The sequence below is a fragment of the Demequina activiva genome (assembly GCF_016862815.1).
Taxonomy (GTDB): domain Bacteria; phylum Actinomycetota; class Actinomycetes; order Actinomycetales; family Demequinaceae; genus Demequina; species Demequina activiva.
Genome location: NZ_BONR01000005.1, coordinates 83449 through 109433 on the forward strand (window position 1 = coordinate 83449; position 25985 = coordinate 109433).

At 71.5% G+C, this 25985-nt stretch carries 25 protein-coding genes; 15 read left to right on the forward strand and 10 right to left on the reverse strand.

What is annotated here, in order from left to right; genetic code table 11:
* Positions 1-11 precede the first annotated feature (11 nt).
* Genes Dac01nite_RS10770 through ahcY form a run of 3 tightly spaced genes read left to right on the forward strand, consistent with a single transcriptional unit; the run spans position 12 to position 3824 of the window.
* On the forward strand, positions 12-1430 hold the full coding sequence (locus tag Dac01nite_RS10770) for a phosphomannomutase/phosphoglucomutase (RefSeq protein ID WP_203656831.1): 1419 nt from the start codon (positions 12-14) through the stop codon (positions 1428-1430).
* A 1-nt stretch (position 1431) separates the two neighbouring features.
* Positions 1432-2382, forward strand: a complete 951-nt coding sequence (locus Dac01nite_RS10775) for a cation diffusion facilitator family transporter (protein ID WP_203656833.1) — start codon at positions 1432-1434, stop codon at positions 2380-2382.
* Positions 2379-3824 carry an adenosylhomocysteinase gene (gene ahcY, locus Dac01nite_RS10780; RefSeq protein WP_203656835.1) on the forward strand — a complete coding sequence of 482 codons (1446 nt, stop codon included), beginning with the start codon at positions 2379-2381 and terminating at the stop codon, positions 3822-3824. The genes Dac01nite_RS10775 and ahcY overlap by 4 nt, the downstream gene beginning before the upstream one ends.
* 30 nt (positions 3825-3854) lie before the next feature.
* Here ahcY and Dac01nite_RS10785 read toward each other — a convergent pair whose 3' ends face one another.
* Positions 3855-4682, reverse strand: coding sequence for an RDD family protein (locus tag Dac01nite_RS10785; protein ID WP_239066622.1), 828 nt, complete (start codon positions 4680-4682; stop codon positions 3855-3857).
* 41 nt (positions 4683-4723) lie between these two features.
* Between Dac01nite_RS10785 and Dac01nite_RS10790 the strand changes: the two genes are divergently transcribed.
* Positions 4724-5719, forward strand: coding sequence for a stage II sporulation protein M (locus Dac01nite_RS10790; protein ID WP_203656837.1), 996 nt, complete (start codon positions 4724-4726; stop codon positions 5717-5719).
* Positions 5720-5769: 50 nt separating this feature from the next.
* Here Dac01nite_RS10790 and Dac01nite_RS10795 read toward each other — a convergent pair whose 3' ends face one another.
* The 5 genes from Dac01nite_RS10795 to Dac01nite_RS10815 are packed head-to-tail and all read right to left on the reverse strand — an operon-like array spanning position 5770 to position 11132.
* Positions 5770-7062 (reverse strand): DUF58 domain-containing protein, encoded by a 1293-nt coding sequence (locus Dac01nite_RS10795; protein ID WP_203656839.1) that lies wholly within the window; start codon positions 7060-7062, stop codon positions 5770-5772.
* 3 nt (positions 7063-7065) lie between these two features.
* Positions 7066-8151 (reverse strand): AAA family ATPase, encoded by a 1086-nt coding sequence (locus Dac01nite_RS10800; RefSeq protein ID WP_373307249.1) that lies wholly within the window; start codon positions 8149-8151, stop codon positions 7066-7068.
* Positions 8148-9353: a DUF4350 domain-containing protein gene (locus tag Dac01nite_RS10805; RefSeq protein WP_203656841.1), complete on the reverse strand. Its 1206-nt coding sequence runs from the start codon at positions 9351-9353 to the stop codon at positions 8148-8150. Before Dac01nite_RS10805 ends, Dac01nite_RS10800 begins: the two co-directional genes overlap by 4 nt.
* The gene (locus tag Dac01nite_RS10810) at positions 9350-9979 is read right to left on the reverse strand and encodes a DUF4129 domain-containing protein (protein WP_203656843.1); all 630 of its coding nucleotides are present in this window, start codon (positions 9977-9979) and stop codon (positions 9350-9352) included. The genes Dac01nite_RS10805 and Dac01nite_RS10810 overlap by 4 nt, the downstream gene beginning before the upstream one ends.
* A gap of 4 nt (positions 9980-9983) precedes the next feature.
* The gene (locus Dac01nite_RS10815; RefSeq protein ID WP_203656845.1) at positions 9984-11132 is read right to left on the reverse strand and encodes a DUF7847 domain-containing protein; all 1149 of its coding nucleotides are present in this window, start codon (positions 11130-11132) and stop codon (positions 9984-9986) included.
* A gap of 97 nt (positions 11133-11229) precedes the next feature.
* Here Dac01nite_RS10815 and mtrA point away from each other — a divergent pair, with 97 nt between their 5' ends.
* The 7 genes from mtrA to secA all read left to right on the forward strand — a co-directional run bounded on the left by mtrA (position 11230) and on the right by secA (position 20737).
* Entirely contained in the window at positions 11230-11913 is a 684-nt protein-coding gene (mtrA, locus tag Dac01nite_RS10820) for an MtrAB system response regulator MtrA (RefSeq protein ID WP_203656847.1), read from the forward strand.
* Between the two features lie 2 nt (positions 11914-11915).
* Positions 11916-13574: an MtrAB system histidine kinase MtrB gene (gene mtrB, locus Dac01nite_RS10825; protein WP_203656849.1), complete on the forward strand. Its 1659-nt coding sequence runs from the start codon at positions 11916-11918 to the stop codon at positions 13572-13574.
* Entirely contained in the window at positions 13571-15298 is a 1728-nt protein-coding gene (locus Dac01nite_RS10830) for an LpqB family beta-propeller domain-containing protein (RefSeq protein ID WP_203656850.1), read from the forward strand. The genes mtrB and Dac01nite_RS10830 overlap by 4 nt, the downstream gene beginning before the upstream one ends.
* 99 nt (positions 15299-15397) lie before the next feature.
* Entirely contained in the window at positions 15398-16135 is a 738-nt protein-coding gene (locus Dac01nite_RS10835) for a ComF family protein (RefSeq protein WP_203656851.1), read from the forward strand.
* Positions 16136-16259: 124 nt separating this feature from the next.
* The gene (gene hpf, locus Dac01nite_RS10840; protein ID WP_203656852.1) at positions 16260-16931 is read left to right on the forward strand and encodes a ribosome hibernation-promoting factor, HPF/YfiA family; all 672 of its coding nucleotides are present in this window, start codon (positions 16260-16262) and stop codon (positions 16929-16931) included.
* A gap of 55 nt (positions 16932-16986) precedes the next feature.
* Entirely contained in the window at positions 16987-17871 is an 885-nt protein-coding gene (locus tag Dac01nite_RS10845) for a DMT family transporter (RefSeq protein ID WP_203656854.1), read from the forward strand.
* Positions 17872-17941: 70 nt separating this feature from the next.
* Positions 17942-20737 carry a preprotein translocase subunit SecA gene (gene secA, locus Dac01nite_RS10850; RefSeq protein WP_239066631.1) on the forward strand — a complete coding sequence of 932 codons (2796 nt, stop codon included), beginning with the start codon at positions 17942-17944 and terminating at the stop codon, positions 20735-20737.
* Positions 20738-20751: 14 nt separating this feature from the next.
* Here secA and Dac01nite_RS10855 read toward each other — a convergent pair whose 3' ends face one another.
* Positions 20752-21138, reverse strand: coding sequence for an Rv3235 family protein (locus Dac01nite_RS10855; protein WP_203656860.1), 387 nt, complete (start codon positions 21136-21138; stop codon positions 20752-20754).
* Positions 21135-21893, reverse strand: coding sequence for a LysM peptidoglycan-binding domain-containing protein (locus Dac01nite_RS10860; protein WP_203656861.1), 759 nt, complete (start codon positions 21891-21893; stop codon positions 21135-21137). The genes Dac01nite_RS10855 and Dac01nite_RS10860 overlap by 4 nt, the downstream gene beginning before the upstream one ends.
* 120 nt (positions 21894-22013) lie before the next feature.
* Here Dac01nite_RS10860 and Dac01nite_RS10865 point away from each other — a divergent pair, with 120 nt between their 5' ends.
* Positions 22014-22520 (forward strand): hypothetical protein, encoded by a 507-nt coding sequence (locus tag Dac01nite_RS10865; RefSeq protein ID WP_203656862.1) that lies wholly within the window; start codon positions 22014-22016, stop codon positions 22518-22520.
* Here Dac01nite_RS10865 and Dac01nite_RS10870 read toward each other — a convergent pair.
* Positions 22517-22735, reverse strand: coding sequence for a helix-turn-helix domain-containing protein (locus Dac01nite_RS10870; protein ID WP_203656864.1), 219 nt, complete (start codon positions 22733-22735; stop codon positions 22517-22519). The two genes, Dac01nite_RS10865 and Dac01nite_RS10870, sit on opposite strands and share 4 nt — an antisense overlap.
* Before the next feature lie 127 nt (positions 22736-22862).
* On the opposite strand from Dac01nite_RS10870, the gene Dac01nite_RS10875 reads away from it, so the two are divergent.
* Genes Dac01nite_RS10875 through Dac01nite_RS10885 form a run of 3 tightly spaced genes read left to right on the forward strand, consistent with a single transcriptional unit; the run spans position 22863 to position 25169 of the window.
* Positions 22863-23486, forward strand: a complete 624-nt coding sequence (locus Dac01nite_RS10875) for a CpaB family protein (RefSeq protein ID WP_203656866.1) — start codon at positions 22863-22865, stop codon at positions 23484-23486.
* Entirely contained in the window at positions 23486-24730 is a 1245-nt protein-coding gene (locus Dac01nite_RS10880) for a CpaE/TadZ family protein (RefSeq protein WP_203656867.1), read from the forward strand. Before Dac01nite_RS10875 ends, Dac01nite_RS10880 begins: the two co-directional genes overlap by 1 nt.
* Positions 24731-24734: 4 nt before the next feature.
* On the forward strand, positions 24735-25169 hold the full coding sequence (locus tag Dac01nite_RS10885; protein ID WP_203656868.1) for a DUF6912 family protein: 435 nt from the start codon (positions 24735-24737) through the stop codon (positions 25167-25169).
* Positions 25170-25178: 9 nt separating this feature from the next.
* Here Dac01nite_RS10885 and Dac01nite_RS10890 read toward each other — a convergent pair whose 3' ends face one another.
* On the reverse strand, positions 25179-25973 hold the full coding sequence (locus tag Dac01nite_RS10890; protein ID WP_203656869.1) for an inositol monophosphatase family protein: 795 nt from the start codon (positions 25971-25973) through the stop codon (positions 25179-25181).
* Positions 25974-25985 lie beyond the last annotated feature (12 nt).

A 25985-nucleotide genomic window follows, 5' to 3' on the forward strand; every position in this document is an offset into this window, starting at 1 on the left:
AACCTGAGCGCGTGACGACACGACCTGACCTCAGTGGCCTCATCAAGTCCTACGACGTCCGCGGAATCGTGGGCGACACCCTCACGGTCGACGTCGCGCGCGCCATCGGCGCGGCGTTCGCGGACCGCGTGGTGATTCCCGACGGCGAGACCGAGGTCGTGATCGGGCGCGACATGCGCGACTCCGGTCCGTCGCTCGTGGCGGCGGTGGCCGACGGCCTGCGCGACCGCGGCGTGGACGTCATCGACATCGGCATGTGCTCCACGGACGGTCTCTATCACGCCTCGGGCGCCCTCGAACGACCGGGCGTCATGGTCACCGCCTCCCACAATCCGGCCGCCTACAACGGCATGAAGATGTGCCGCAGGCTGGCCCGCGCCGTGGGGGAGAACACCGGCCTGGGCGACGTGCGGGAGACCGCCGCGGAGCTGCTCGCGGACGGCATCCCCGTCGCAGCGGAGCGGGGCACGCTGGTCCGGCGGGACATGCTCGCGGAGTACGGGGCCTACCTGCGTTCGCTTGTGGATCTGAGCGAGGTGCGTCCCCTCACGGTGGTCGTGGACGCCGCGAACGCGATGGCGGGCCACACGGTGCCCGCGGTGCTCGGCACCGACGCCGGACTGCCCGAGCTGCCCCTGACGATCATCCCGCTGTACTTCGAGCTGGACGGCTCGTTCCCCAATCACGAGGCCAATCCGCTCGATCCCGCGAACCTCGTGGACCTGCAGGCCGCGGTTCGCGAGCACGGCGCAGACATCGGGCTGGCCTTCGACGGAGACGCCGATCGCTGCTTCGCCGTCGACGAGCGAGGCGAGGTGGTGCCCGCGTCCGCCATCACGGCCCTGGTGGGGCTGCGCGAGTCCGCCCGCGAGATCGCTGAGGGGCGCACGCCCACCGTGATCCACAACCTGATCTCCTCGCGAGCGGTGCCCGAGCAGCTCGCTGCGGCAGGCGCGGTTCCGGTGCGCTCCCGTGTGGGGCACAGCTACATCAAGGCCGAGATGGCGCGTCTGGACGCGGTGTTCGGTGGAGAGCACTCGGCGCACTTCTACTTCCGCGACTTCTACTTCGCGGACTCGGGCATGCTCGCGGCCCTGCACGTGCTCGCGGCGCTGGGGGAGCAGCCGGGAACCCTGTCCGAGCTGCTCGAGTCGTACAGCCCGTACGCCGCCTCCGGCGAGATCAACTCGACGGTCGAGGACGTCCCGGCCGCCATCGCGCGCGTGCGTGCGACCTTCGAGGGCGACGGCGTCGAGGTGGATGACATGGACGGGCTCACGTTCTCGCACTGGTCGAGCGAGCCGCGCTGGTGGTTCAACGTCCGTCCGTCGAACACGGAGCCGCTGCTGCGACTCAACGTCGAGGCGGCAGACGCAGACCAGATGGAGCAGGTGCGCGACGCGGTCCTCGGCGTGATTCGGCAGGCCTGAGATGTCCGCCGAGGGCGGCACCAAGGCGATCGTCGCGGCGCTGAGCGCCAACCTCGGCATCGGCGCCACCAAGTTCGCCGCGTGGGCGCTCACCGGGTCCTCCTCGATGCTGGCGGAGGCGATCCACTCGGTGGCGGACTCCGGCAACCAGGTGCTGCTGCTCGTGGGCGGCCGTCAGGCTCGCAAGGAGGCCACGCCGGAGCACCCCTTCGGGTACGCCCGCAACCGCTACTACTACGCCTTCCTGGTCGCCGTGGTGCTCTTCCTCCTCGGCGGCGTGTTCGCCCTCTGGGAGGCGTGGCACAAGTTCCAGCACCCCGAGCCCATCGAGTCGTGGAAGTGGGTGCCGGTCGTGGTGCTCGTGGTCGCGATCGGCCTGGAGAGCCTGAGCCTGCGCACCGCTGTCATCGAGTCCAACAAGGTGCGGGGCACGCTCGGATGGGCGCGCTTCATCCGCAGGTCGCGTTCGCCCGAGCTGCCGGTGATCCTGCTCGAGGACCTCGGAGCCCTGGTGGGGCTCGTCTTCGCGCTGTTCGGAGTCTCCATGACGCTGATCACCGACGACGGCGTCTGGGACGCCCTCGGCACCGCGATGATCGGGCTGCTGCTGCTCGTCATCTCGATCATCCTGGCGCGGGAGACCAAGTCCATGCTGCTGGGGGAGTCCGCGACTCCCGAGGACATCGCCGCGATCCGCGCCGCCTTCGACGCCTCGCACCTGGGCGACATCATCCACCTGCGCACGATGCACCTGGGTCCGGACGACGTCATGATCGCCGCTAAGGTGGGCCTCGCGGCGGGCGCCACCATCGAGCAGATCGCTGAGCACGTGGATGACGCGGAACGTCGCGTTCGCGACGCCGTGCCGGCGGCGCGCCTGATCTTCATCGAGCCGGACCTGCGCCACGCGGTCGCGGCTGCCCACGACACCCCCAAGGAGAATCACGAGTGACCACGGTCGAGCACATCATCGCGGACCTTGCGCTGGCCGAGTCCGGCCGCCACCAGATCCGTCTGGCCGAGCAGGAGATGCCGGGGCTCATGGCGCTGCGCGAGGAGTTCGGCGACTCTCAGCCGCTCGCCGGAGCGCGCATCGCCGGCTCGCTGCACATGACCACCCAGACTGCGGTGCTCATCGAGACGCTGACGGCCCTGGGCGCGCAGGTGCGCTGGGCCTCGTGCAACATCTTCTCGACGCAGGACGATGCCGCTGCCGCCGTCGTGGTGGGTCCCGGCACGTTCTCCGCGCCGAGCGGCGTCCCGGTGTTCGCCGTCAAGGGCGAGACCATCCGCGAGTACTGGCAGTACACGGACAGGATCCTCACGTGGGACGGGCACGACGGACCCACCATCATCCTCGACGACGGCGGCGACGCCACGCTGCTGGTCCACGAGGGCGTGAAGGCGGAGAAGGCCGGTCACGTGCCGCCGCCGCTCGAGGAGGAGGACCCGGCCTACAACATCGAGGTCGAGGGCATGCGCCACGTCCTGCGCGCCTCGCTGGAGCAGGACCCCACCCGGTTCACACGGATGGCCGCCGGCATCGTGGGGGTGAGCGAGGAGACCACCACGGGCGTGCATCGGCTGGACCAGATGCACGCGCGAGGCGAGCTGCTGTTCCCCGCGATCAACGTCAACGACTCCGTCACCAAGTCCAAGTTCGACAACCGCTACGGCATCCGTCACTCGCTGCCCGACGGCATCAACCGCGCCACGGACGTCCTCATGGGCGGCAAGGTCGCGTTCGTCGCGGGCTACGGGGACGTGGGCAAGGGCGCTGCAGAGGCGCTGCGAGGCCAGGGCGCGCGCGTGATCGTCTCCGAGGTGGACCCCATCTGCGCGCTGCAGGCGGCGATGGACGGCTACGAGGTGGCTCGCATCGAGGACGTCGTGGACCGCGCGGACTTCTTCATCACGACCACCGGCAACAAGGACATCATCAGGGTCGAGCACATGGCCGCCATGAAGGACAAGGCGATCGTGGGCAACGTGGGGCACTTCGACAACGAGATCGACATGGCGGGCCTGGCGCGCTCCGGCGCGAAGCATCAGCCCATCAAGCCCCAGGTGGACGAGTGGACGTTCGCCGACGGCCACAGCGTCATCATCCTGTCCGAGGGCCGCCTCCTGAACCTCGGCAATGCGACGGGCCACCCGAGCTTCGTGATGAGCACGTCCTTCGCCAACCAGGTGCTCGCTCAGATCGAGCTGTGGGTGAACCTGGAGGCGTACCCGTTGGGCGTGCATCGCCTGCCCAAGGTGCTCGACGAGAAGGTCGCGCGCTCGCACCTCGACGCCCTGGGAGTCCGTCTCACGGAGCTCACCGAGGACCAGGCCGACTACCTGGGCCTTCCGCAGCACGGCCCGTTCAAGCCGGACCACTACCGCTACTGACCCCCGCCGTCGGGCGCCGCGCGGCGTCGATCAGTTGACCACGTCGGGCACGCCGTACGGGAGGACGTCGAGGCGGGTGGCCTCCGCATCGGCCCTCGCACGGCGCCGCTCCTCGATGCCGTGCTCGCGCCGTCCGCGCTCGGCGAGCACGGCCGCCACGAGGTCCTCGGGATGCGTGTGCGCCGGCGGCGGCGGGGACACGTAGTCGCTCATGCGCCCGCTCAGCTCGGTCGCCAGGCGCGCGCGGGACCCGGGGTGCAGGGTGGCAGCGCGTGCGAGGAACATGCGGCAGGTCAGCGCGAAGCCGTCCGGCAGGCGAGCGATGTCAGCGTTGCGCGCCCACGCCGCCAGGTGCGGCGGCATCTGCACCGGCGGCAGCGCACGGGTGCTGCCACGCACCCGCATCGCGTACGTGCCGGCGAGCATGTCGCCCAGCCGCTTGGCGCGGGCGCTCAGCACGGACACCGTGATCGCGAGCACGCCCAGGGTCAGGAACACCTCGACCAGTCCGGTGAGCGATCGCGCGAACGCGTGGCGGAAGGAGATGGGACCGCCGTCGTCCCGCACCACCCGCAGCCCGCACGCGAGCCGCCCCACGGAGCGCCCGCGGGTGAAGGTCTCCACCACTGCGGGGACCACGATCAGCATGATCGCGACCGTGCCGATCATGACCGCTCGCTGGATCGCGGCGTTGGCGAGCAGCGTCGCGCCCGCCATCCACAGCGTCAGCATCAGCGTGGGCACGCCGTAGACCAGCAGATCGATGACCCCGGAGAGCATCCGGTTGGTCACGGCGGCGGCACCCGTGCTGAGCGCGACGCCCTCTCCCGTGAGGATCTCGTCGTCCATGGGATCCATGCCTGCGCCTCTCGCTCGCCGTTCTATGGCATCGTAGCGGCGTGGACATCGACGCCTTCTCGCGCTCGCGCGAGGACCGCTGGCGCAGGCTCGAGGACCTGTCGCGCCGGCGCAGCCTCACCGGCCAGGAGGCTGACGAGCTCACGCGGCTGTACCAGGCGACCTCCGGCGACCTCTCCGCGCTGCGCTCCGCGGCGCCCGAGCCGGGACTCGTCACCCGCCTGTCGATCACGCTGGCGAACGCCCGCGTGTGGCTCACCGGCGCCCACGAGGTCTCGACCAGGGGCGTGCGGCAGTACCTGACGCTGGGACTGGCCGCCGCCTTCTACCGCGTGCGCTGGTGGGGCGTCGCCGTGCTGATCGCGGTCGTCGCGGGCGGTGCGCTGTCCGCGTGGTGGACCGTCACGCATCCCGAGGCGCTGGCGCTGGTGGGCGACGCCGAGACCCGCGCCGCGATCGCCAATGGCGAGTTCGCGAACTACTACTACGAGTACGACTCGTCGAGCTTCGCGGCATCGGTGTGGACCAACAACGGTCTGATCGCCCTCCAGTGCATCGCTCTGGGCGTCACCGGCGTGTACCCCTTGATCCTCCTGTACAACACCGTGATCCAGCTGGGCGTCGCGGCGGCGATCATGGCGGAGGCGGGCCTGCTCGACATCTTCTTCCAGCTGATCATCCCGCACGGCCTGCTGGAGCTCAGCGCGGTGTTCGTGGCGGCGGGAGCAGGACTGCGCCTGTTCTGGACCATGCTCGTGCCGGGGAGCCGACCGCGCGGACGTGCTCTCGCTGAGGAGGGCCGCATCGCCGTGAGCGTCGGCATCGGCCTGGTGGGAGTGCTGTTCCTGTCCGGGCTCATCGAGGGCTTCATCACCGGATCAGACCTGCTGTGGCCCGTCAAGATCGCGATCGGCGCTCTCGCGTTCGTCGCGTTCTGGATCTACGTGTTCGTGGTGGGGCGCTACGCGGTGGCCGCGCAGGTGACGGGCGACACCGATGGCGACTTCGCCACGGACCAGGCGGCGCTCGCGGGCTGAGGCGCGCGTCGCCTCGTGGTCACGCCCCGCCCGGCCGATGCGCGGTCCGGCTACAGGCGCCCGGACGCCTTGAGCGCGAGGTAGCGGTCCGCCAGGGCGGGCGCGAGGTCGTCCGGAAGCGCGGTCAGCACCTCGGCGCCGAGCTCGCGGACCCGAGCAGCGATCGCGTCGCTCTCGACGGCCGTGCGCGCGGCGGCCGCTGCCGCGTAGTAGTCGTGCGCATCGTCCCGCCCGGCCTCGAGCGCCGCGAGCTCGGGGTCGTCGACGGACGCGACCACGACGGCGTGCTTGGCGCTGATCGCGGCGACGGTGTCGAGAAGCCCGCCGTCGACCGCGGACGGATCCAGCGTCGTCAGCAGCACCACGAGCGCGCGCTGCGACAGCCGGCTCTGCACGAGGCGTGCGATCGCGGGCCAGTCGGGCTCGACGAGTGCGGGCTCCGCGGTGGCGAGCGCGTTCGCGAGCGCCGGCATCACGGCGGGCCCTCCGGTGCCGAGAGCGCGGGCGCGCTCCACGCGATCGAACGCGCTCACCTGGACGCGGTCGCCTGCCTTGGTGGCGAGGGCGGTCAGCAGGAGGGTCCCCTCGATCGACGCATCCAGGCGCGGAGCGTCGCCCACGCGGGCCGCGGACAGCCGTGACGTGTCGAGCACGATCATGACCCGACGGTCGCGTTCCGGGCGGTACGTCTTGACCATGACGTCCGCGCGACGGGCGGACGCGCGCCAGTCGATGGACCGGACGTCGTCCCCGATGACGTACTCGCGCAGCGAGTCGAACTCGGAGCCCGCGCCCTTGAGCTGCACCGCGGTCTGACCGTCGATCTCCCGCAGCCGCGCCAGCCGTGAGGGCAGGTGCTTGCGTGACGCGAACTCGGGCAGCACCCGCAGCGTCGCGGGAGCCTCGAGGGAGCGCTGGCGACCGGCGAGCCTGAACGGACCGGTGGTGCGGATGGTGACCAGGTCCGCGTCGCGGTCGCCGCGGCGAGTGGGGAGCATGGGGGTCGACAGCCGGACGGAGTCGCCTGCCCGCAGCGCGACTCGATGCCGGTTCGCGCTCGCCCCTGCGGACGGCTGCCATGCGTCGCGCACGGTCGCGCGCACGCGCCGACCGCCGGTGTTGACGACGTCGAGCGTGGTCGCGGTGCGCTCGGTCAGACGCACCGATCCGGGAACGGTGCGGCGCACGCCCAGCACGCGCGGGCGCGGGGCGAGCAGCGCGTCGAGTCCGGCGAGAGCGAGAGCGCCGAGCAGCCACAGCCAGGCGAAGGTGCGATCCTGCGCCCAGGCCGCGGGGATGGTCCCCACGGCGACCAGGGCGACGGTCCAGCCGGTGATGTACATGGCTCAGCGCGGCACGGGCACGGAGGCCAGCACGGACTGCAGCACGGCGGCGCTGGTGACGCCCTCGAGCTCGGCCTCCGCGCGCATCTGGATGCGGTGCCCCAGCGTCCACTCGGCGAGCGCCTTGACGTCGTCGGGGGTGACGAACGTGCCTCCACGCATCCACGCCCACGCGCGCGCGGTGCTCAGCAGCGCGGTGGCGCCTCGCGGAGACGCTCCGAGGGCCACCGACGGCGCCTCGCGGGTCGCGCGGCACAGATCGACCACGTACTGCGCGACCTCGCGGGAGACCGCGACGCGTGCGACGGCCTCCCGGCCCGCGTCGAGGTCCGCGAGCGACGCGACTGCGGACACCCCGGCGGCGTCGAGGTTGCGCGCGTCGAATCCCGCCGCGTGACGCAGCAGCACGTCGGTCTCCGCGTCACGCGCAGGGAGCGGGACGGGCAGCTTCATCAGGAAGCGGTCCACCTGCGCCTCCGGCAGGGGATAGGTGCCCTCGTACTCGACGGGGTTCTGGGTGGCGATGACCATGAACGGCTCGGGAAGCGCCTTGGCCTCGCCGTCGACGGTCACCTGACGCTCCTCCATCGCCTCCAGCAGGGCCGACTGCGTCTTGGGGGGCGTGCGGTTGATCTCGTCCGCGAGGAGGAGGTTGGTGAAGACCGGCCCCTCGCGGAACGAGAACGCGGCGCTGCGGGCGTCGTAGACGAGCGAGCCGGTGACGTCGCCTGGCATGAGGTCAGGCGTGAACTGCACGCGGCTGAAGTCCAGGCTCACGGTGTGCGACAGCGTGCGCACCAGCAGCGTCTTCGCGACGCCAGGCACGCCCTCGAGCAGCACGTGCCCGCGGCACAGGAGCGCGATCACGAGGCCGGTGACGATCTGGTCCTGGCCCACCACGGCCTTGCCCACCTCGGCGCGCAGTGCGCTGAGCGAGGCGCGCGCATCGGCCGCGTCGTCCGAGGGTGCGCTCGGCTCCTCGCCCTCGGCCTGAGCGACGGTGGGTGCCACGGCGCCGGCCGATGCGTCCTCGGGGGGCGTCTCGGCCTCGTCAGGCGCGGTGACAGGGTTCTCAGGGGTCTCGGTCACGGTCGGTGAACCTCGCTTTCCAGGGTGTCGAGCTCGTCGATGACGGACATGAACGCGGCGTCGCCCGCAGGGGCGTCGCCGTACAGGATGCGGTGAACGTCGCGCGGGTCCCTCTGGGCCGCGCGGGCGACAGCGCTCACGAGAGCCTCGGAGCCCGCTGAGCGCGGCACCCCCAGGCGCCGTCCCATGCGCATCGCGGCGCGGGCGCGCATCGCTGCCGCCGCGCGTCCGCTCGCCTGTGCGCGGCGGTAGAGGCGGGCGCGCCCGCGGGTGGCCTCGGAGGCGCGCACCTCGACGGGCAGGGGCTCTCGCACCAGGCGCCCGAAGCGTCGCGCCCGCCACAGCGCCGCCACCGCGACCGTCATGCCCAGCATGAACATCACCGGGCCGAACGCGGGCGGCAGGAAGTCGGGGTTCGCCACGAGCTCCGAGGGTGGCGCCGCGCCGTCGTCGCCGGAGCCGCTCCACGTGAGAGTGCTCGGATCGAATGGGTCGCCCACGTACCAGATCACGGTCGGGTGGCGTCCGAGCATCCGCAGTCCCAGGGCGGCGTGGCCGCGCTCGTCGAGGTGCTCGTTGGTGATCGTGGGCCACGACGCCAGGACGGCGATGCGTCGCTCGCCCTGGTCGATGACCGCGTAGGCGGCCTCGCCGTCGCCGTTCTCGAAGCAGGTCTCGGCCGTCGAGCGGGCGCCCGCGATGACGGCCTCCTCGAGCTGCTGGACCTCGCCCGCGGCCTGCGCATCGGGATCAGAGCACTGCGCGGGAACGATCTCCTGGTCGAGCGACCAGGTCACCCTGAGCCCCGTGTCCAGGTCGTCGAGCAGCTCCTGCGAGGGGCGGACCAGCACGAGGTCACCCGGATACTCGGCGATCGAGTCCCGCTGATAGTCCGCGAGGAACGTGGAGTCCGCGATCACCAGCGTGGAGGTGGCCGGGCTGGTGACGCGCGCCCCTGCGAGGGTGTCGCTCTGGCGCACGTCGACGCCCTGCGCCCTGAGGATCTGCGCGATCGCCCGCGTGCCGTCCTCGGACGCGTTGCCGGTCGACAGCGTCACGTAGTCCTCGGGCCGCGACGTCCACACCAGCGTCGCGATGAGAGCCACGAACAGCACCGCGGCGACGATGGCCAGCGGGCGTCGGCGTGCGCTCGCGACCACCCCTGGCCCCTGGGTCGCGTGGTGGAGCTCCGTGGTGCTCACGACGGTGCCGCCTCGGTGCGCCGGTACGACTCGACCGCGGTGAAGGTCGCCTCCGCGTGGCGCGCCTGCGCCTCGCTCAGGCCACCGGCGCCGTAGCGGGCGCGGTCGAACGCATCGGCGTCCATGGAGATCTCCGCGCGGGCGCGCGGCACCGCGTCGCCCACGCGCAGCGCCGCCTCGTGAGCCGTGACGCCGGGAGAGTCGAGGATCGCGCCGCGCTCGAGCTCGAGCCGCACCGCCGCGCGGAACCACTCCACGACGGCGAGATCCCAGTCGCCGCGGGACTGCGCGTCGCGTGCGCTGTCCCGGATCTGTCGCCACGGGCGGGAGTCGTCGTCGAACACGGCGCCCGCGCTGGCGCCCTGGCGCGACCGCCGCAGCGGCCCCAGGACCAGCCAGGTGATGAGCGCGAGCGCGGCCGCCACGATGAGTCCCACGACTAGCGCGCCGGGGATGCCGAGCGAGCCGCCCGCGTCACCGATGCGGTCGAACAGGTCGCCCAGCCAGTCCCACAGGGCGTCGAGCGAGAAGCCCGAGCCCTCGCGGTACTCAGGCTTGGCGAGCTCGTCGACCGCCCACTCGCGGGCCGTGTCGGCATCGGGGTCGACCGGGACGTCCAGGAGCATCGGCTCAGCGCCCGGCCGCCGCGGCCGCGCGGGCCTCCGCCGCTCGCGCGAGGTCGAGGTCGAAGCCCTCGTGGCGCATCCTCATGTCCGTGTACAGCAGCGCGAACACGGATCCCATGTACGAGTACAGCAGCACGGAGGAGACCAGGAACGTGATGCCGTACGCCACGAAGTAGGTGACCGCCAGCACCGCCATGTTGTCGGGGGCCACGAACAGCGCCGCGAGCGAGGCGATCTGGCCTGCCTGCTGGAGCACCCCCACCACCACGTTGATGAGCAGCGCGGTCACGAACACGATCAGCACGGTCCACCAGAACCTGCCCTTGAGCAGCCGCACCGTGCGCTTGATCGCGGCGATGGCGCCCAGCCCCTCGAGCACCACCATGGCGCGGGCGATGCCCTGAAGGATGGTCACGACCAGCCCCGCCGGCAGCAGCAGCACGAAGGCGAGCAGCACCGTGAGCACGATGGTCGCGCCGGTCGAGTCCCCGGCGGCGAGCCCCAGCAGCAGCGGCAGGGCGACGACGACGATCAGCGCCACGTACACCACGGTGCTCGCGATGTAGAGCACGAGGAGCGAGCCCAGCCTGCGCCGCATCTGCGTCCATGCCGTCCCCAGGCCGATGCGCTCGCCCAGCACCGCCCTCGCGACGCCTGGCGCGACGATCGAGCTCGAGAGCACGTCCGCGAGGAGCGTGGCGACCAGCGCGAGCACGAGCATCGCGACGGTCTGGCCGTTGATGCCGGACACCGAGGGGGTGGAGTCCAGCAGACCCAGCTGGGGGTCGGTGAAGAGCAGCCATGTGGCGGTCACGGAGATCAGGCCCGCGACGAGCGCGAACAGCAGCGGCCCTCCCAGGACCACCGCGCGATTGAAGCGCATCGCCTTGAACGGCACGGCGAGGAAGTCGCCGAACGTGAGCGGGCGCAGCGGGATGATGCCTGGCTGCCACGAACGGTAGGTGGGCGCTGGCGCGGGAGGCGCATGCGGGTGCGACGCGGGCGTCCCCTGTCCGCCCGGACCGGGCGGTGGCGGCGTGGCCGGTGCGCTCCAGCCCTGCGCGGTGGGCGAGTCGTGCGCGGAGGGCGGCGTCCAGCCCGCGTCCGGCTGCGGCGGGGCGTCTGCGGCCCCGCGTGACGTGCTGTCGCTCACTGCACCTCCTGGTCGACTCGGCCCATCCTGCCATGACTGCTCGGACCGCAGCGGCGGTGCGCGCCGTGCGGGAGCGGGCCCGTGGCAAGATGGCTCCATGACGGCACGCATCCTGGTGGTCGACGATGATCCTGCTGTCGCGGAGATGACCGGAATCGTCCTGCGCGGCGACGGCTTCGAGCCGGTCTTCTGCGACCACGGCGACCACGCCCTGGCGGCGTTTCGCGAGCAGGCTCCCGACGTGATCCTGCTCGACCTCATGCTGCCAGGCAAGAGCGGCATCGACATCTGCCGCGAGATCCGCGCCGAGTCCGGCGTGCCGATCATCATGCTGACCGCGAAGTCCGACACCGTCGACGTGGTGCTGGGCCTCGAGTCCGGTGCCGACGACTACATCCCCAAGCCCTTCAAGCCGCGCGAGCTCATCGCTCGCGTGCGTGCTCGGCTGCGCCGCAACGACAACGCCGTGCCGGCCGTCGTGCGCATCGGAGACCTGGAGATCGATGTGACAGGTCACCGGGTGACGCGCGGAGGCGAGGTGATCCCGCTCACGCCGCTGGAGTTCGACGTGCTCGTCACCCTGGCCAGGGCGCCCGGCCAGGTGTTCACGCGCGAGGTGCTGCTCGAGGACGTCTGGGGCTACCGCCACGCGGCGGACACCCGCCTGGTCAACGTCCACATCCAGCGCTTGCGCGCCAAGGTCGAGCGCGACCCGGAGAACCCCGAGATCATCCAGACGGTGCGCGGCGTGGGCTACAAGGCGGGCTCGCACGAGCCGTGAGGATGACGGCGCGGTCCGTGGGCGCCGCCGTGGTGGCGCCGCTGCGCACTGCGGTGCGGCGATGGACCCGATCGATGTCGCTGCGCGTGGTGGTCTCCACGCTCGTGGTGGGCATCGGGACCGTGGTGCTGCTGGGCGCGTACGTCACCACTGACATCCGCGACGGGCTGGTCGACGACCGCGTGGAGACCGTCCTGGCGGAGAGCGCCCGCGACGCCGCGACCGCGCAGGAGCGCGCGGACACGTCGACGGCGGCGAACCCGGCGGATCTGCAGCAGTTCGTCTACGACCTGCAGCTCGAGCTGCGTGCGCTGGGCGGGCAGAGCCGTGGGCTGGTGATGCTGCGCAGCCCCGACAACACCTCGGCCGTGCCGCTCACCATCGGTGAGTCGACCACGGACCTGCGCTTCGTGGTGTCCGCCGCGATGCGCGAGGCCGTCGAGGAGGGCGTCACGCAGCCGTGGCAGTTCGTGAGCCTGCCGGGGACCGACGACCCGGGCGTAGTGGTGGGCAGCCCGCTCGAGATCCCGGTCGCGGGGCCCTTCGAGCTGTACTTCGTGTATTCGCTCGCGAACGAGGCCGCCACGCTGTCGCTGATCCAGCAGGTGCTGGCGATCGGCGCGGTGGTGCTGGTGGCGCTGGTGGTGGCGATGACCTGGTTCGTCACCCTGCAGGCGGTCCGCCCGGTGCGGCAGGCGGCGCGGGTCGCATCGCGGTTGGCGGAGGGCCGCCTGAGCGAGCGGATGACGGTGCGCGGCCACGACGAGATGGCCACCCTGGCGCAGACCTTCAACGAGATGGCGGAGTCGCTCCAGCGGCAGATCACGCGCATGGAGGACCTGTCGCGCCTGCAGCGCAGGTTCGTCTCCGACGTCTCGCACGAGCTGCGGACGCCGCTGACCACGATCCGCATGGCGTCGGACGTGCTCCACGATGCGCGCGCAGACTTTCCCCCTCACGTGTCTCGCTCCGCGGAGCTGCTGAGCACGCAGCTCGACCGCTTCGAGGCGCTGCTGAGCGATCTGCTGGAGATCTCCCGCATCGATGCGGGCGCCGCGCAGCTCGAGTTCGAGGAGGTGGACCTCGCCGATGTGGTGCGCGACGAGGTCGAGGCGGTCGCTCCTATCGCTCAGGACATGGGCGTCGAGCTGCGGCTGCACATCGGGCCCGGCGCCCACACCGCGTCGATCGACAGGCCGCGGGTGGGGCGCATCGTGCGCAACCTCCTGTCCAACGCCATCGAGCACTGCCAGGACCGGCCCGTCGACATCGCGGTCGCCGCGAACCGGCGCGGCGTGGCCGTGGTGGTGCGCGACTACGGACTCGGCCTGACCCCTCACCAGATGGAACGGGTCTTCGACCGCTTCTGGCGAGCGGACTCCGCGCGGGCGCGCACCATGGGCGGCACGGGCCTGGGCCTGTCGATCGCCCGTGAGGACGCCATGCTTCACGACGGCACGCTCGAGGCGTGGGGCTCCCCCGGCCAGGGCGCGAGCTTCCGGCTGCTGCTGCCGCGAACGTCGGAGGGACTCGGCAAGAACTCGCCGCTCAAGCTGGTGCTGCGGGAGCGCGAGTTCGCCGATGTCGGACCGCAGGTCGCGCTCGCGGTGCCGACGCTTCCGCGCAGCGGGCGCGAGCAGGATGCCGAGGTGGCGCCATGAGGCTGCGAGGGCTCGCGATCATGTGCGCCGCCGTCCTTGCGTTGGCGGCGTGCGCCTCGATCCCGGACTCCGGTCCGGTCAACGAGGGCGACGCGGACGTGTCGCCCGTCGAGCCGCTGGTGCCCATCCAGGAGGGGCCCAACCCCGGCGACGACCCCGAGGCGATCGTCCGCGGCTTCCTCACCGCATCCGCGGGCGGGGTCGCGACGGACTTCTCGGTCGCGCGCGAGTTCCTCACGGAGGAGGCCGCGGCCCAGTGGGACCCCACCGTCCAGACCCTCGTCTACGACTCGGGAACCGTGACGCCCGACTGGGACGAGCCGAGCCGGACCGTGACCTACGAGGTTCCCCTCGCATCGGCCGTCGACGAGTCGGGGCGCCGCGTCGACGCTGCGGGCGACGAGGTCGCGCGCCTGGAGTTCACCGTGGCGCTGGACGACGACGATCAGTGGCGCATCTCGCGACTCGAGGACGGCGTGCTGCTGACGCAGGCGAACTTCGACCGGTTCTTCCGCCCCGTGGATCTGGTGTTCGCCACGGCGGACCGCACCACGATCGTGCCGGAGCTGCGGTGGCTCCCGGACAACAACGTGGCGACGTCCGCGGCCCGCGAGCTCATCGAGGGGCCGTCCACCTGGCTCGCTGACGCGGTGCTCACCGGCTTCCCGGCGACCGCCGCGCTCGCGGTCGAGTCGGTGGTGGTCAGCGGCGGCGTCGCGACCGTGGACCTCACGGTGCAGTCGGCCGGCACGGCGGACGAGCGGGCCCTGGCCGAGGAGCAGATGCGCCAGACCCTGACGGGGCTGCCGTCCGTGACGGACGTGGACGTGCGCATCGGCGGGCTGCCCATCGCGGGCGACGGCTCCATCGCGCTCGCCACGGCCCCGGTGCCCGAAGAGACGGCTGCCGCGATCGTGAACGATCAGCTGGGGATGTGGGACGGCGAGGACCTGTTCGTGGGCCCGCTGGCCTCCGGCGGGCTCGGCGAGGGGTCCTACGGCGTGGCGATGGCGTACGACGGCGGCACGGTGGCGTTCGTGAGGGGTGGCAGCGCGCTCGTGACCACGCCGTCGCTCGGTGCCGCGGGAACGGTGCTGGTCGAGGCGACGAGCGGCCTCGGTGAGCCCACGGGCCTGCTCGAGGCGCAGACGGTGCGTACGGGCGATGCGCTCGTGTCGCCCTCCTACGACCGCCACGGCTACCTGTGGACCGCGGAGCGGACGGGCGCCGGAGGGCTGGTCGCGGTGGCCCCGGACGGCACGTCGGTGGAGCTGGCCAGCGAGTGGCTCCAGACCCGTTCTGTCATTGGCCTGTCGGTGTCGCGGGACGACGCGCGACTGGCCGTGATCTCCCGCTCGGGTGGGCAGCCGGCTGTCGAGCTGGCCGCGATCGTGCGCGACGCAGACGGCGCTCCGCTGAGCCTGGGGGAGCCGATCTCCGCCGGCGCCGGCGTGGGCGCAGGGGTCGACGTGGTGTGGGTCGACGACACGACGGTGGGCGTGCTGGGCGAGCCGCTCGACGGCTCGCCCTCACCGCTGTGGCTGGTCCAGGTGGGGGGCGGCACGTCGACGATTCTGTCCGTGAGGCAAGCCGTCGACATGGCGGTGCGCTCGGGCGAGTCGACAGTGCTGGTGGTCGCCGCGGACGGCACCGTCGAGGAACGCTCGGGGTCCTCCTGGGCGCCGGTCACGCAAGGCGTGGCCGAGCTCGCGTACTCGGGCTGAGGGGCCCAGCGCGTCCCCAGGACGGCCGATGCGCGCTCGTGTCCTCAGCCGGCGCACCGTCGCGCTGCGGTGGCTCGCATGAGCGCCCAGCCTGGGGTCATGAGACCTGCGACTGCGGGGCGCGCCCTCGCCCAGGCGGTGCGTGACCTCGCGCGCGTGGTGGTTCCCGTGGCGTGCCCCGGATGCTCGGAGCCGGACGTGCGGCTGTGCGGGGCGTGCGCCGCGGCCTGGCACGAGCCGCCGGTGCGGGTGGAGACCTGCGCGCCGCGCCTGGACATCGAGGGTCGGGCGGGCCTGCCGGTGTGGTCGATCGCCGCGCACGACGGTCCGGTGGCGGGCGTGGTGGGCTCGTGGAAGGACGGGGCGCGGCGCGACCTCGACGGATGGCTGGCGACGTCGATGACGCGCGCGTGCCGTGTCGTGGGCGCCGAGCTGGCCGCAGCAGGCGTGCGCTCCGTGGCCGTGGTGCCGGCGCCGGCGCGCGCAGCGAGCACGCGGCGCCGGGGCGTCGACCTGCCGTGGATCCTCGCTCGCGGCGCCGCAGCCGGGCTCAGGCAGTCAGGCCTGCAGGCACAGGTGGTGCGGGCGCTGCGCATCGGCGCGGGGGAGTCCCGCGGCAGCTCGGCTCGCGGTCGCTGGCGCGATGCGAGCAGGTCGGTGACCTGTCGCGTCGCGCCGGCCCACGCGGTCCTGCTCGTGGACGACGTCCTCACCACCGGCGCCACGCTCGCGGCGTGTGCGGGGGCGCTGGAGGGGCGCGGCGGGAGCGCGATCGGGGCGGTCACGGCAACGTTCGTCGACACTGGTCGCGCCGATCCGGCGCGGGGTCTAGGGTGAGGAGCAGACGACGACTGTCGTCACCTTCCAGACAGTTGGAGGTGATGCCGCAGGCGCACAGAACGCGCCGCCACCACCCCTGCCATGGCCGCCTGGCCGCCCCGCTGCTGAAGGAGTTTTCACCATGGACATCGCGATCGTCGGACGCCACACGAAGGTCTCTGAGGACATGCGCCAGAAGATCTTCGAGAGGATGGAGAAGGTCGAGTCGCTCGCTCCCCGTGCCACCCGTGCAGAGATCAACGTGGTGCATGAGCGCAATCCGCGCCTGGCCTCCGATCGCGAGAGGGTCGAGATCACGCTCCACGACCACGGGGTGATCCGCGCAGAGGCCGCCGCAGACGATCGTCACGTCGCCCTCGAACGCGCGTCCGCACGCATCGTCGAGCAGCTGCGCCGGCAGCACGAGCGCCGCGCGAAGCGCCACAACAGCAAGCCTTCCCTGCACGCGGTGGTCGCGCAGGACCTCGCAGCCGACGGCACGGATGCGCGGTCGGGGTCCTCGGAGGAGGAGCGCGTCGAGAGCGTGGAGTCCTGGGAGGGCGCGCCCCACGACGCCACCGTGGAGGTTCCGGTAGACGGGACCCCCATCACCATCCGCTCCAAGACGCACAAGGCCTCGCCGATCACCGTCGCCGAGGCCATCGACCAGATGGAGCTCGTGGGCCACGACTTCTACCTGTTCCTCGACGCGGACTCAGGACTCGCATCGGCCGTCTACCGTCGTCGCGGCTGGACCTACGGCGTGATCCGCATTGAGGACGAGACCGAGAGCGCCGGCCGCGAGAGCGCCTGACCTGGCGGTGCGGCATCGCCGAGGCGGTGCCGTACCGCGCCAGTAGTCTCACGGAGTGCGCACCCGTGACTTCATGCTCGTCGTCCTCGCGGCGACCCTGTGGGGCACCGGCGGCGTGCTCGGCACCGTGCTGTCCGACGGCGGCGCGGTCCCGCCCGCGTCGGTGGCGATGTGGCGCATGCTCATCGCGGGGGTGGTGCTCACCGGCTGGGTGCTGCTGCGAGGAGGGATCGGACGCCTCGACCGTCCCGCGCGCACGCGCATCCTGCTCACCGGTGGACTCACGGGCCTGTTCGAGGTCCTGTACTTCACCGGGATCTCGCTCGCGGGAGTGGGCCTCGCGACCCTCGTGGCGATCGGCTCGGCCCCGGTGTGGGTCGCGGTCGGGGATGCCGTGCGCGAGCGGTCGTGGCCACCGCTGCGCTCCTTGGGCGCGCTGGCCCTGGCGCTCGCAGGCCTGCTCGCGCTCCTGGGATCGTCGCTGGGAGCATCGGACCGCGCGATCGCCGGTGTCCTCGTGTCGCTCCTCACGGGCGCGTCCTTCGCCGCGGTGACAGTGCTGAACCGCAGCCCGGTGCCGGGACTCACGACGGTCCGTCTCACGGCGCTGTCCTTCCTGTCGGGAGGCGTCATGCTGCTGCCAGTGGCCGCCGTGCTCGGCTGGGGCGTCCCGGCTGGGGTGGAGGCCTGGACGGTGGCGCTGGCCATGGGCATCGGCTCGACGGCGCTCGCGTACGTCGCCTATCTGTCCGGTCTGGTCACGGTGCCGCCGTTCGTGGCCACCGTCGTGACCCTGCTGGAGCCGCTCGTGGCCGCGGTCCTGGGCGCGATCGTGTTCGCGGAGCGGCTGGGCTGGTGGGGAGCCCTCGGAGGTCTCGCGCTCGCGGGCGCGGTGGTGCTGTTGCGCCCTCAGCGAGACGAACCGGCGACGGTGCCGTGACCGCCTACGATGGTGGACGGATTCGAATCGCTAGGAGTTGCACGTGTCAGTTCTCGATCGCGTCGTCCGCATGGGCGAGGGCCGCATCATCCGCCGGCTGGAGAAGGTCGTCACCCTCACCAACGCCATGGAGAGCGTGTACCAGGAGCTCACCGATGAGGAGCTGCGCGCCCTCACCGACGAGTTCAAGGAGCGCTACGCGGACGGCGAGTCCCTCGAGTCCCTGATGCCGGAGGCCTTCGCCGCCGTGCGCGAGGCGTCGAGCCGGACCCTGGGTCTGCGCCACTTCGACGTCCAGGTCATGGGCGGCGCCGCCCTGCACCAGGGCGACATCGCGGAGATGAAGACCGGTGAGGGCAAGACGCTGGTCGCCACCCTGCCGGCCTACCTCAACGCCCTGACCGGCAACGGCGTCCACGTCGTGACCGTGAACGACTACCTCGCGAGCTACCAGTCCGACCTCATGGGTCGCGTGTTCCGCTTCCTCGGCATGGAGACCGGCTGCATCATGTCCGGGATGACCCCGGACGAGCGCAAGGCACAGTACGCCGCGGACATCACCTACGGCACCAACAACGAGTTCGGATTCGACCACCTGCGCGACAACATGGCGCTGGACCCCAAGCAGCTGGTGCACCGCGGCTACCACTTCGCGATCATCGATGAGGTGGACTCGATCCTCATCGACGAGGCCCGCACGCCGCTCATCATCTCCGGCCCCACCCAGGCAGACAACGGCAAGTGGTACTCGGAGTTCGCTCGCCTGGCGCGCCAGATGGTGATCGACGAGGACTACGAGGTCGAGGAGAAGAAGCGTGCCGTGGGCATGCTCGAGCCCGGCATCGACAAGGTGGAGAAGGCACTCGGCATCGAGAACCTCTACGACCCCGCCAACACCCCGCTGATCGGCTTCCTCACCAACGCCGTGAAGGCCAAGGAGCTCTTCAAGCGCGATCGGGACTACGTGGTCCAGAACGGCGAGGTGGACATCGTCGACGAGCACACGGGCCGCCTGCTCAAGGGCCGTCGCTACTCCGAGGGCCTCCACCAGGCGATCGAGGCCAAGGAGGGCGTCGCGATCAAGGCGGAGAACCAGACCTACGCCTCGATCACGCTCCAGAACTACTTCCGTCAGTACGACAAGCTCGCGGGCATGACGGGCACCGCCCAGACCGAGGCGGCAGAGCTCAACGCCACCTACGGCATGGGCGTGGTGCCCATCCCCACGAACAAGCCGATGATCCGCGAGGACAAGGCGGACCTGCTGTACAAGACTGAGCAGGCCAAGTTCAACGCCGTCATCGAGGACATCGTCGAGCGCAACCAGAATGGCCAGCCGGTGCTCGTGGGAACCGTGTCCGTCGAGAAGTCGGAGCGCCTCAGCAAGGAGCTGCGCAAGCACGGCATCAAGCACTCGGTGCTCAACGCCAAGCAGCACGAGCAGGAGGCCTCCGTGGTCGCCGAGGCCGGTCGCAAGGGGGCCGTCACCGTCGCCACCAACATGGCTGGCCGAGGCACCGACATCATGCTGGGCGGCAACCCCGAGTTCCGCGCCGTGCAGGAGATGACCTCGCGCGGCCTCGACCCTCATGAGCAGCCCGAGGAGTACGAGAAGGTCTGGGACGAGGTCTTCGAGAAGGCCAAGGCGGACGTGGCGACCGAGCACGATGAGGTCCTCGCCGCGGGTGGCCTGTACGTGCTGGGCACCGAGCGCCACGAGTCGCGCCGCATCGACAACCAGCTGCGCGGACGCTCAGGCCGTCAGGGCGACCCGGGCGAGTCGCGGTTCTACCTGTCGCTCGAGGACGACCTGATGCGCATGTTCCAGTCCGGCCTGGCCGCGACCATGATGAACTCCGGCGCGCTGCCCGACGACATGCCCATCGAGTCCAAGGTGCTGACGCGCGGCGTGCGCAGCGCGCAGGCCCAGCTCGAGGGACGCAACGCTGAGATCCGCAAGAACATCCTCAAGTACGACGATGTCATGAGCTCGCAGCGCTCCGTCATCTACGCCGAGCGCCGTCGCGTGCTGGATGGCGAGGACTTCCGCGACCAGATCATGACCTTCATCGACGATGTGGTGGGCGCCTACGTCAAGGCCGGCACCCTCGTGGGCACTCCGGAGGACTGGGACCTCGACGCGCTGCGCAAGGATCTCCACACGATCTATCCGGTGTCGGTGACCAACGAGGAGCTGATCGAGGAGGCGGGCGGTCGCGACCGGCTGTCCACCGCGTTCCTCACGCGTGAGCTCACGGCCGATGCGAAGGTCCAGTACGAGGCCGTGGAGGAGCGCCTGGGCGAGGAGCTCACCCGAACGGTGGAGCGTCAGATCGTCATGCAGGTGCTCGACGCGAAGTGGCGCGAGCACCTGTACGAGATGGACTACCTCAAAGAGGGCATCGGCCTGCGCGCGATGGGCCAGCGTGACCCGCTCACCGAGTACCAGCGCGAGGGCTACCAGCTCTTCGAGGCCATGACCGATGCGATCAAGGAGCAGTCGCTCCAGGTCCTGTATCGCGTCGAGAAGCGGGTCAAGCCCGCCGAGGGCGAGGGCCTCACCGAGCAGGGCGCGGCGGCGACGGCGGCTGCCGCACCGTCGACCTCAGCGGCGGCAGGGCAGCAGCGTCGCGTCGTGGCCAGTGGCTCGGCGACTCCTGGCGCGATGATGCAGTCCTCCATGGGGGCGCTGAGCTATTCAGGACCGTCGGACGACGGCACGGGTGAGGTCAAGAAGTCGGGTCCGAAGACGCCGACGAAGGCCTCCGACGACGGCGCGACGTTCCCCGGCACCGCTAAGAACGCTCAGTGCCCGTGCGGCTCCGGCAAGAAGTACAAGGCGTGCCACGGCAAGAACGAGGCGTGACGCGGGTCCCCTGACTACCCCAGGTGGATCTCGGTCACCAGCCACCGGCCGGTGACGTCCTCGAGGCGCATGGCGACTGGCCGGACGCGGCCGTCGACCTCGACCACGATCGCGACCTCAGCCGCTGTCGCTGAGACGCGGCACGAGCGGGCGCGCCGCACGGAGACCGTCCCAGGCGACCGTCGGGAGGCTCGGCGCGCCAGGGAGCGCTGTCGGGCGACCTGTGCGAACACGGAGGGCTCCACCCAGCGCACGTAGGCATCGAGGCTGGTGCCACCGAGAACCGCCTCCATCGCCGCCTTGGCCACCGTGCAGGCCAAAGGAGTGGGGTCGCCCAGCACGCGGCGCTGTCGAGCGTACGGACGGACGCTCGACACGGCGTACGCGGGCTGGGCGCTCATCGCCGCCACCCCGCGGGCAGGGTCAGCTCGTCTCCGGGATGGATGAGCGCGGGGTCATCGCCGATGCTCGAGCGGTTGATGCTGTAGAGCTCGGGCCACGCCGCGGTCACCTCGGCATCGGTGCCGCCGGTGACCCGAGCCGTGATGCTCCACAGCGACTCGCCTGGCTCGACGCGATGGACCCCGCGATCCTCGGGCGGACGTGGTGCGCTCGCCTGATCCTCGTCACGTGGACCGGAGCCGTCGCTCTCGGCGGGTGGGTCGGCCGCCGCCTGGCGCGGCGGCGCCGCGTCCACCGAGGGCTGCACCCATCCCGCGTCCGGTGCCTGTGCACTGCGCGGCGCCACCCAACCGGCGTCGATCGGTGCGGGAGTGCTCTCTGATCCGTCGGTGGGCAGGGGTGCGGAGGCCGCGGGGATCGCGAGGCCCGTGAGCGCAGAGCCCGAGACGGCGATCGCGACCACGCGACGCCATGCGGCGGGGCTGGCGCGTTCAGCCAGCCGGCGAGCGCGCGAGTGCACGGGTGCGACGGTCATCGCGAGCGTGGTTGCGGTGAGGACGAGTGAGGTGGCGGCCCCGGCCACGGCCGCCGCCGCCACCAGGATGTCGGCGATGGCCGCAGCGGGGGAGCCCAGTCCGCCCACTGCCGCCGCGGCTTGGACCGCCAGGAGCCAGCCGATCGCCGGGGTGAAGAGGACGGCGACGATGGCGGCCAGCCGCTGGAGGCGCGTTCCGGGGGATCGGCGGGAGCTCATGGGTGACCCTTCGTCTCGTTTGATGCTGTTTGATACCTGTAGATATACACGAGTCGCGTTTTGTCGTCCATGGCGACGTGTCTGTGGCTGTGGAGAAAGCCGCGCCCTAGGTTGGGTTCCATGCGATGGGAAGCACTGTTCCGCGATCTCGAGGCTCAGGCGGACGCTCAGGCTGACGAGCAGTGGCGTCACGAGGTGGCGGAGCGCACGCGCGGAGAGCGTGCGAGCGTGACGGTGGCCGCGCGCGTGGCCGCGGCACGGGGAGGGTCCGTGAGTGCCGTGCTGCGCGACGGCACCCGGGTGAGTGGAGTGCTGGTCGACTCGGGAGGGGATTGGGCTCTTGTGACGGACGGCGGGCGCCAGCACCTGGTGTCGCTGGCCTCAGTGGCGGTGCTCGACGGACTGCCACGCCGTGCGGACGTGCTGAGCGCCGTCGAGAGCAGGCTCAGCATCGCGCACGCCTTGCGTGCGCTGAGTCGTGAGCGGGCGCGGGTCGCGGTGCGCACCGGGGTCGAGGTGGCTGGCGTGATCGTCGGCGTGGGCGCGGATCACATCAACGTGCTCACGGACGCGGGCGTGACGACGACGGTCCCGCTGGCCTCGATCCTCGAGGTGGCGCAGGGCTAGGCGTCCGCGCCGCGTGCCTGCGCGGCCCGGCGACGAGAGGCCTCGTACTGGCGCTCGATGTAGCCCTCCAGCTCGGTGGCCTCGACGCGCCACACGCCCCTACCGCCTACCTGGATGGCAGGAAGATCGCCCGATCGCACGAGCGCATAGGCCTGCTGAGAGGAGATGTTGAGCGCTTCCTGGACGTCGTCCAGGGTGAGGAAACGGGGGCTCATGCCGACATTCTCGCATGGGGCCGTGAGGAGGCCGGGATTGTCCACAGGGCCTTGGCAACACCGTGAACTCTGGGCAGGATAGGCGCGAACGACATCGCCGCGCGCGGCATGGACGGCTGGGGGGAACATGGCTGACGACGGCTCGGTCGCCGGGAGGCTGCGCCGGCCCACGTGGCGCGATCCTCGGCTCCTGGTGGGCATCCTGCTGATGACGGTCGCGGTCGTCGGAGTCGCGGCTGCCGTGAGGGCTGCGGACCAGACCGAGCCGCACTACGTCGCGGCCCGCACGCTCGTGCCAGGGACGGTGATCGACCGGGAGGATCTCGACGTCGTTCGGGTCCGCATCGAGGACGGCGCCTACCTTCCCGTCGACACTGCCCAGCCGTGGGGTGACGTGGTGACCCGCACGGTGGCGGCAGGCGAGCTGGTCCCACAGTCCTCCGTGGAGCCCGAGGGAGCCTATGACGGGCGCGTGATCGGGGTGGTCGCGCACGCTCCCCTCGCCCCGGACCTCGTCGCAGGAGCGACGGTCGATCTGTGGATCGCACCACCAGCGTCCGATGCGCTGCCGACCGCCTCGCTGGTCGCGGAGAACGTGGTGGTCGCCGACGTGGACCGGGACAGCGGGGGCTTCGCGGTGTCGGGCGGCCAGACCGTCTACCTCGCTGTGCCGCAGGACCAGGTGCAGGCGGTGCTCGATGCGCTCAGCGCAGGCGGCGACGTCACGATCGTGGGCCGCGGAGGCTCGTGATGGCTGCCATCGGCGTCATCATCGCCGTGGCGGCTCGCGACGAGGGCGAGCTCGCCGCCGCCATCGACGCGCACCCGCGGCTCGCGGTGGTGCGCCGATGCGCGGACCTCGCGGAGGCCGTGGGCGCTGCGCGTGCCGGTGTCGCCGGCGCGGTGGTGGTCGCGGAGCAGCCGCGCCTCACCAGGGATTCCGTCGCGGCGCTGCTGGACAGCGGGGTCGCAGTCATCGGAGTGCCGTCGACGCCTGAGGCCGGCGAGCAGCTGCGCGCGGTCGGTCTCGGCACCGTCGTGCCCGCAGGAGCCGACGCGCAGGTGGTCGCGAACGAGATCGTGGGCGCGATGGCGCTGCGGGCGGCCGTGCAACCGCGGGCGCAGGACGGCGCGAGGGACCGTGGTGAGCCCGGAACCCTCGTCGCCGTGTGGGGGCCGGCCGGTGCGCCTGGCCGCACCACGATCGCTGTCAACCTCGCGGCCGAGCATGCGCGTCGCGGTTCCCGCACTCTCGTGGTGGACGCGGATGTCTACGGCGGCGCCGTCGCTCAGGCACTGGGCCTCACGGACGAGGTGGCTGGCGTCGCCGGCGCCGTGCGTGAGGCCCAGCACGGCTCGATCGATGCGGCGATCATCGAGCGGCACAGCATCGAGGCACTGCCTGGCCTGTGGGCTCTCACCGGCATCACTCGAGCGGAGCGGTGGGCGGAGCTCGCGCCGTCGGCCACGACGGAGGTGCTCCGAGCGGCGTGCCGAGCCTTCGACGCCGTGGTCGTGGATGTGGGCTTCTCGCTCGAGAGCGCGGGGCCACTCGGCTCCGAAGGGATGCCGGAGCGCAACGGGGTGACGCTGGCGGTGCTCGCGGTGGCGGACCACGTGGTCGCCGTCGGCGGTGCGGAGCCCCTGTCCATGCAGCGACTGATCCACGGGATCGGTGCGCTGCGGGAGAGCATGGACGGCGAGCCGACCGTCGTGGTCAACAAGGTGCGCGCGGACGTGGCTGGGCCCCGGCCGGCCGAGGCGGTCGCGGACCTGCTCGCGCGATTCGCGTCCGTCGACCGCATTCGCGTGGTGCCCTGGGATCCCGCCGCGTGCGACGCCGCAGCCATGACGGGACGGGTGCTGGCGGAATGCGCACCGCGCTCGAAGGCGCGCAAGGCCATCGCGGGCCTTGCGGAGGCGGTCCTGCCCGCTTCCGCCACGTCCGCGCCGCCGCGTCGTCCCCGCATGGCGACGGCGCCGGTGGGACACTGAACGCATGCGCGTGTATGTGCCCGTGACCCTGTCCGACCTCCCGGCGGCCCTGTCGGGCCGGTGGGAGCCCCAGTCGGGCTACGCGGTCACTGGGAGGCTGCTGGACATCGCGGTGGACGACGACGAGGAGCTGCTGGCCGAGCAGGTGCGAGACATCGCAGCAGTCGATGCGGTGCTGGAGCTGCGCTCGCCGCGCCGCGCGGTGGTGGTGGTCGACTACCCGCGTGCGGACGTCACGCCGGTGCCGAACGGCCACCCGGCGGCGGTCGCGCTCGAAGGCCGCGTGGATCCCAGCACGATTGCGTGCGCGTTCGTGGACGAGCAGGACGCCGCGAAGGACGGCGCCGCCGCAGCCACCGGGGACGGGGAGGCGCTCGACCGGCTCGAGATGCGGGACCTGCTGTGGTTCGACGCGACCGAGATCGACGCGATCGACTGAGGCCGAGCCTCAGCGCCGGTTGAGGATGTCCGCCACCGGCAGGTGCAGCGCACCGTTGGTCGCGAGAGCGTCGCCGCCAAAGGGTCCAGGCGTTCCGGACAGCGACGTGAAGTGGCCGCCGGCCTCCTCCACGATGGGCACCAGAGCCGCCATGTCGTACAGCTCCAGCTCCGGCTCGCACGCGATGTCGACCAGGCCCTGCGCCACCATCATGTAGCTGAGGAAGTCGCCGTACGCGCGCGTGCGCCACACCGATCGGGTGAGGTCGAGGAACGGCTCGAGCATGTCGCGCTCCTCCCATCCGCTCAGCGACGAGTACGAGAGGCTGGCCTCCGCCATGTCCGTGACCGTGGAGACGCCGATGGGGCGCGCCTTGCGCATGCTGGTCCCGATCCAGGCGCCGTCGCCTCGAGCGGCGAACCAACGGGCACCCAGGGCCGGAGCGCTCACGACGCCCATGACCGGATCGCCGTCGTCCAGCAATGCGATGAGGGTGCCCCACACGGACACGCTGCGGATGTAGTTCTTGGTGCCGTCGATGGGGTCCAGGACCCACTGGCGCGGGCCGCCCCCCTTCGAGCCGAACTCCTCGCCGTACACCGCATCGTCCGGGCGCTCGCTGTCCAGGTAGCGGCGGATCATGAGCTCCGCCTCGCGGTCCACCGCGGTGACGGGCGTGTCGTCCGCCTTCAACTCGATCGTGAGGCGATCCGATGCGAAGTTCGCGAGCGTGAGCCTGTCGACGTCGTCCGCGATCTTCATCGCGAGCGCGAGGTCGTCCGCATACTCTCCCCGGGGCTGCATGGCACCAGGCTA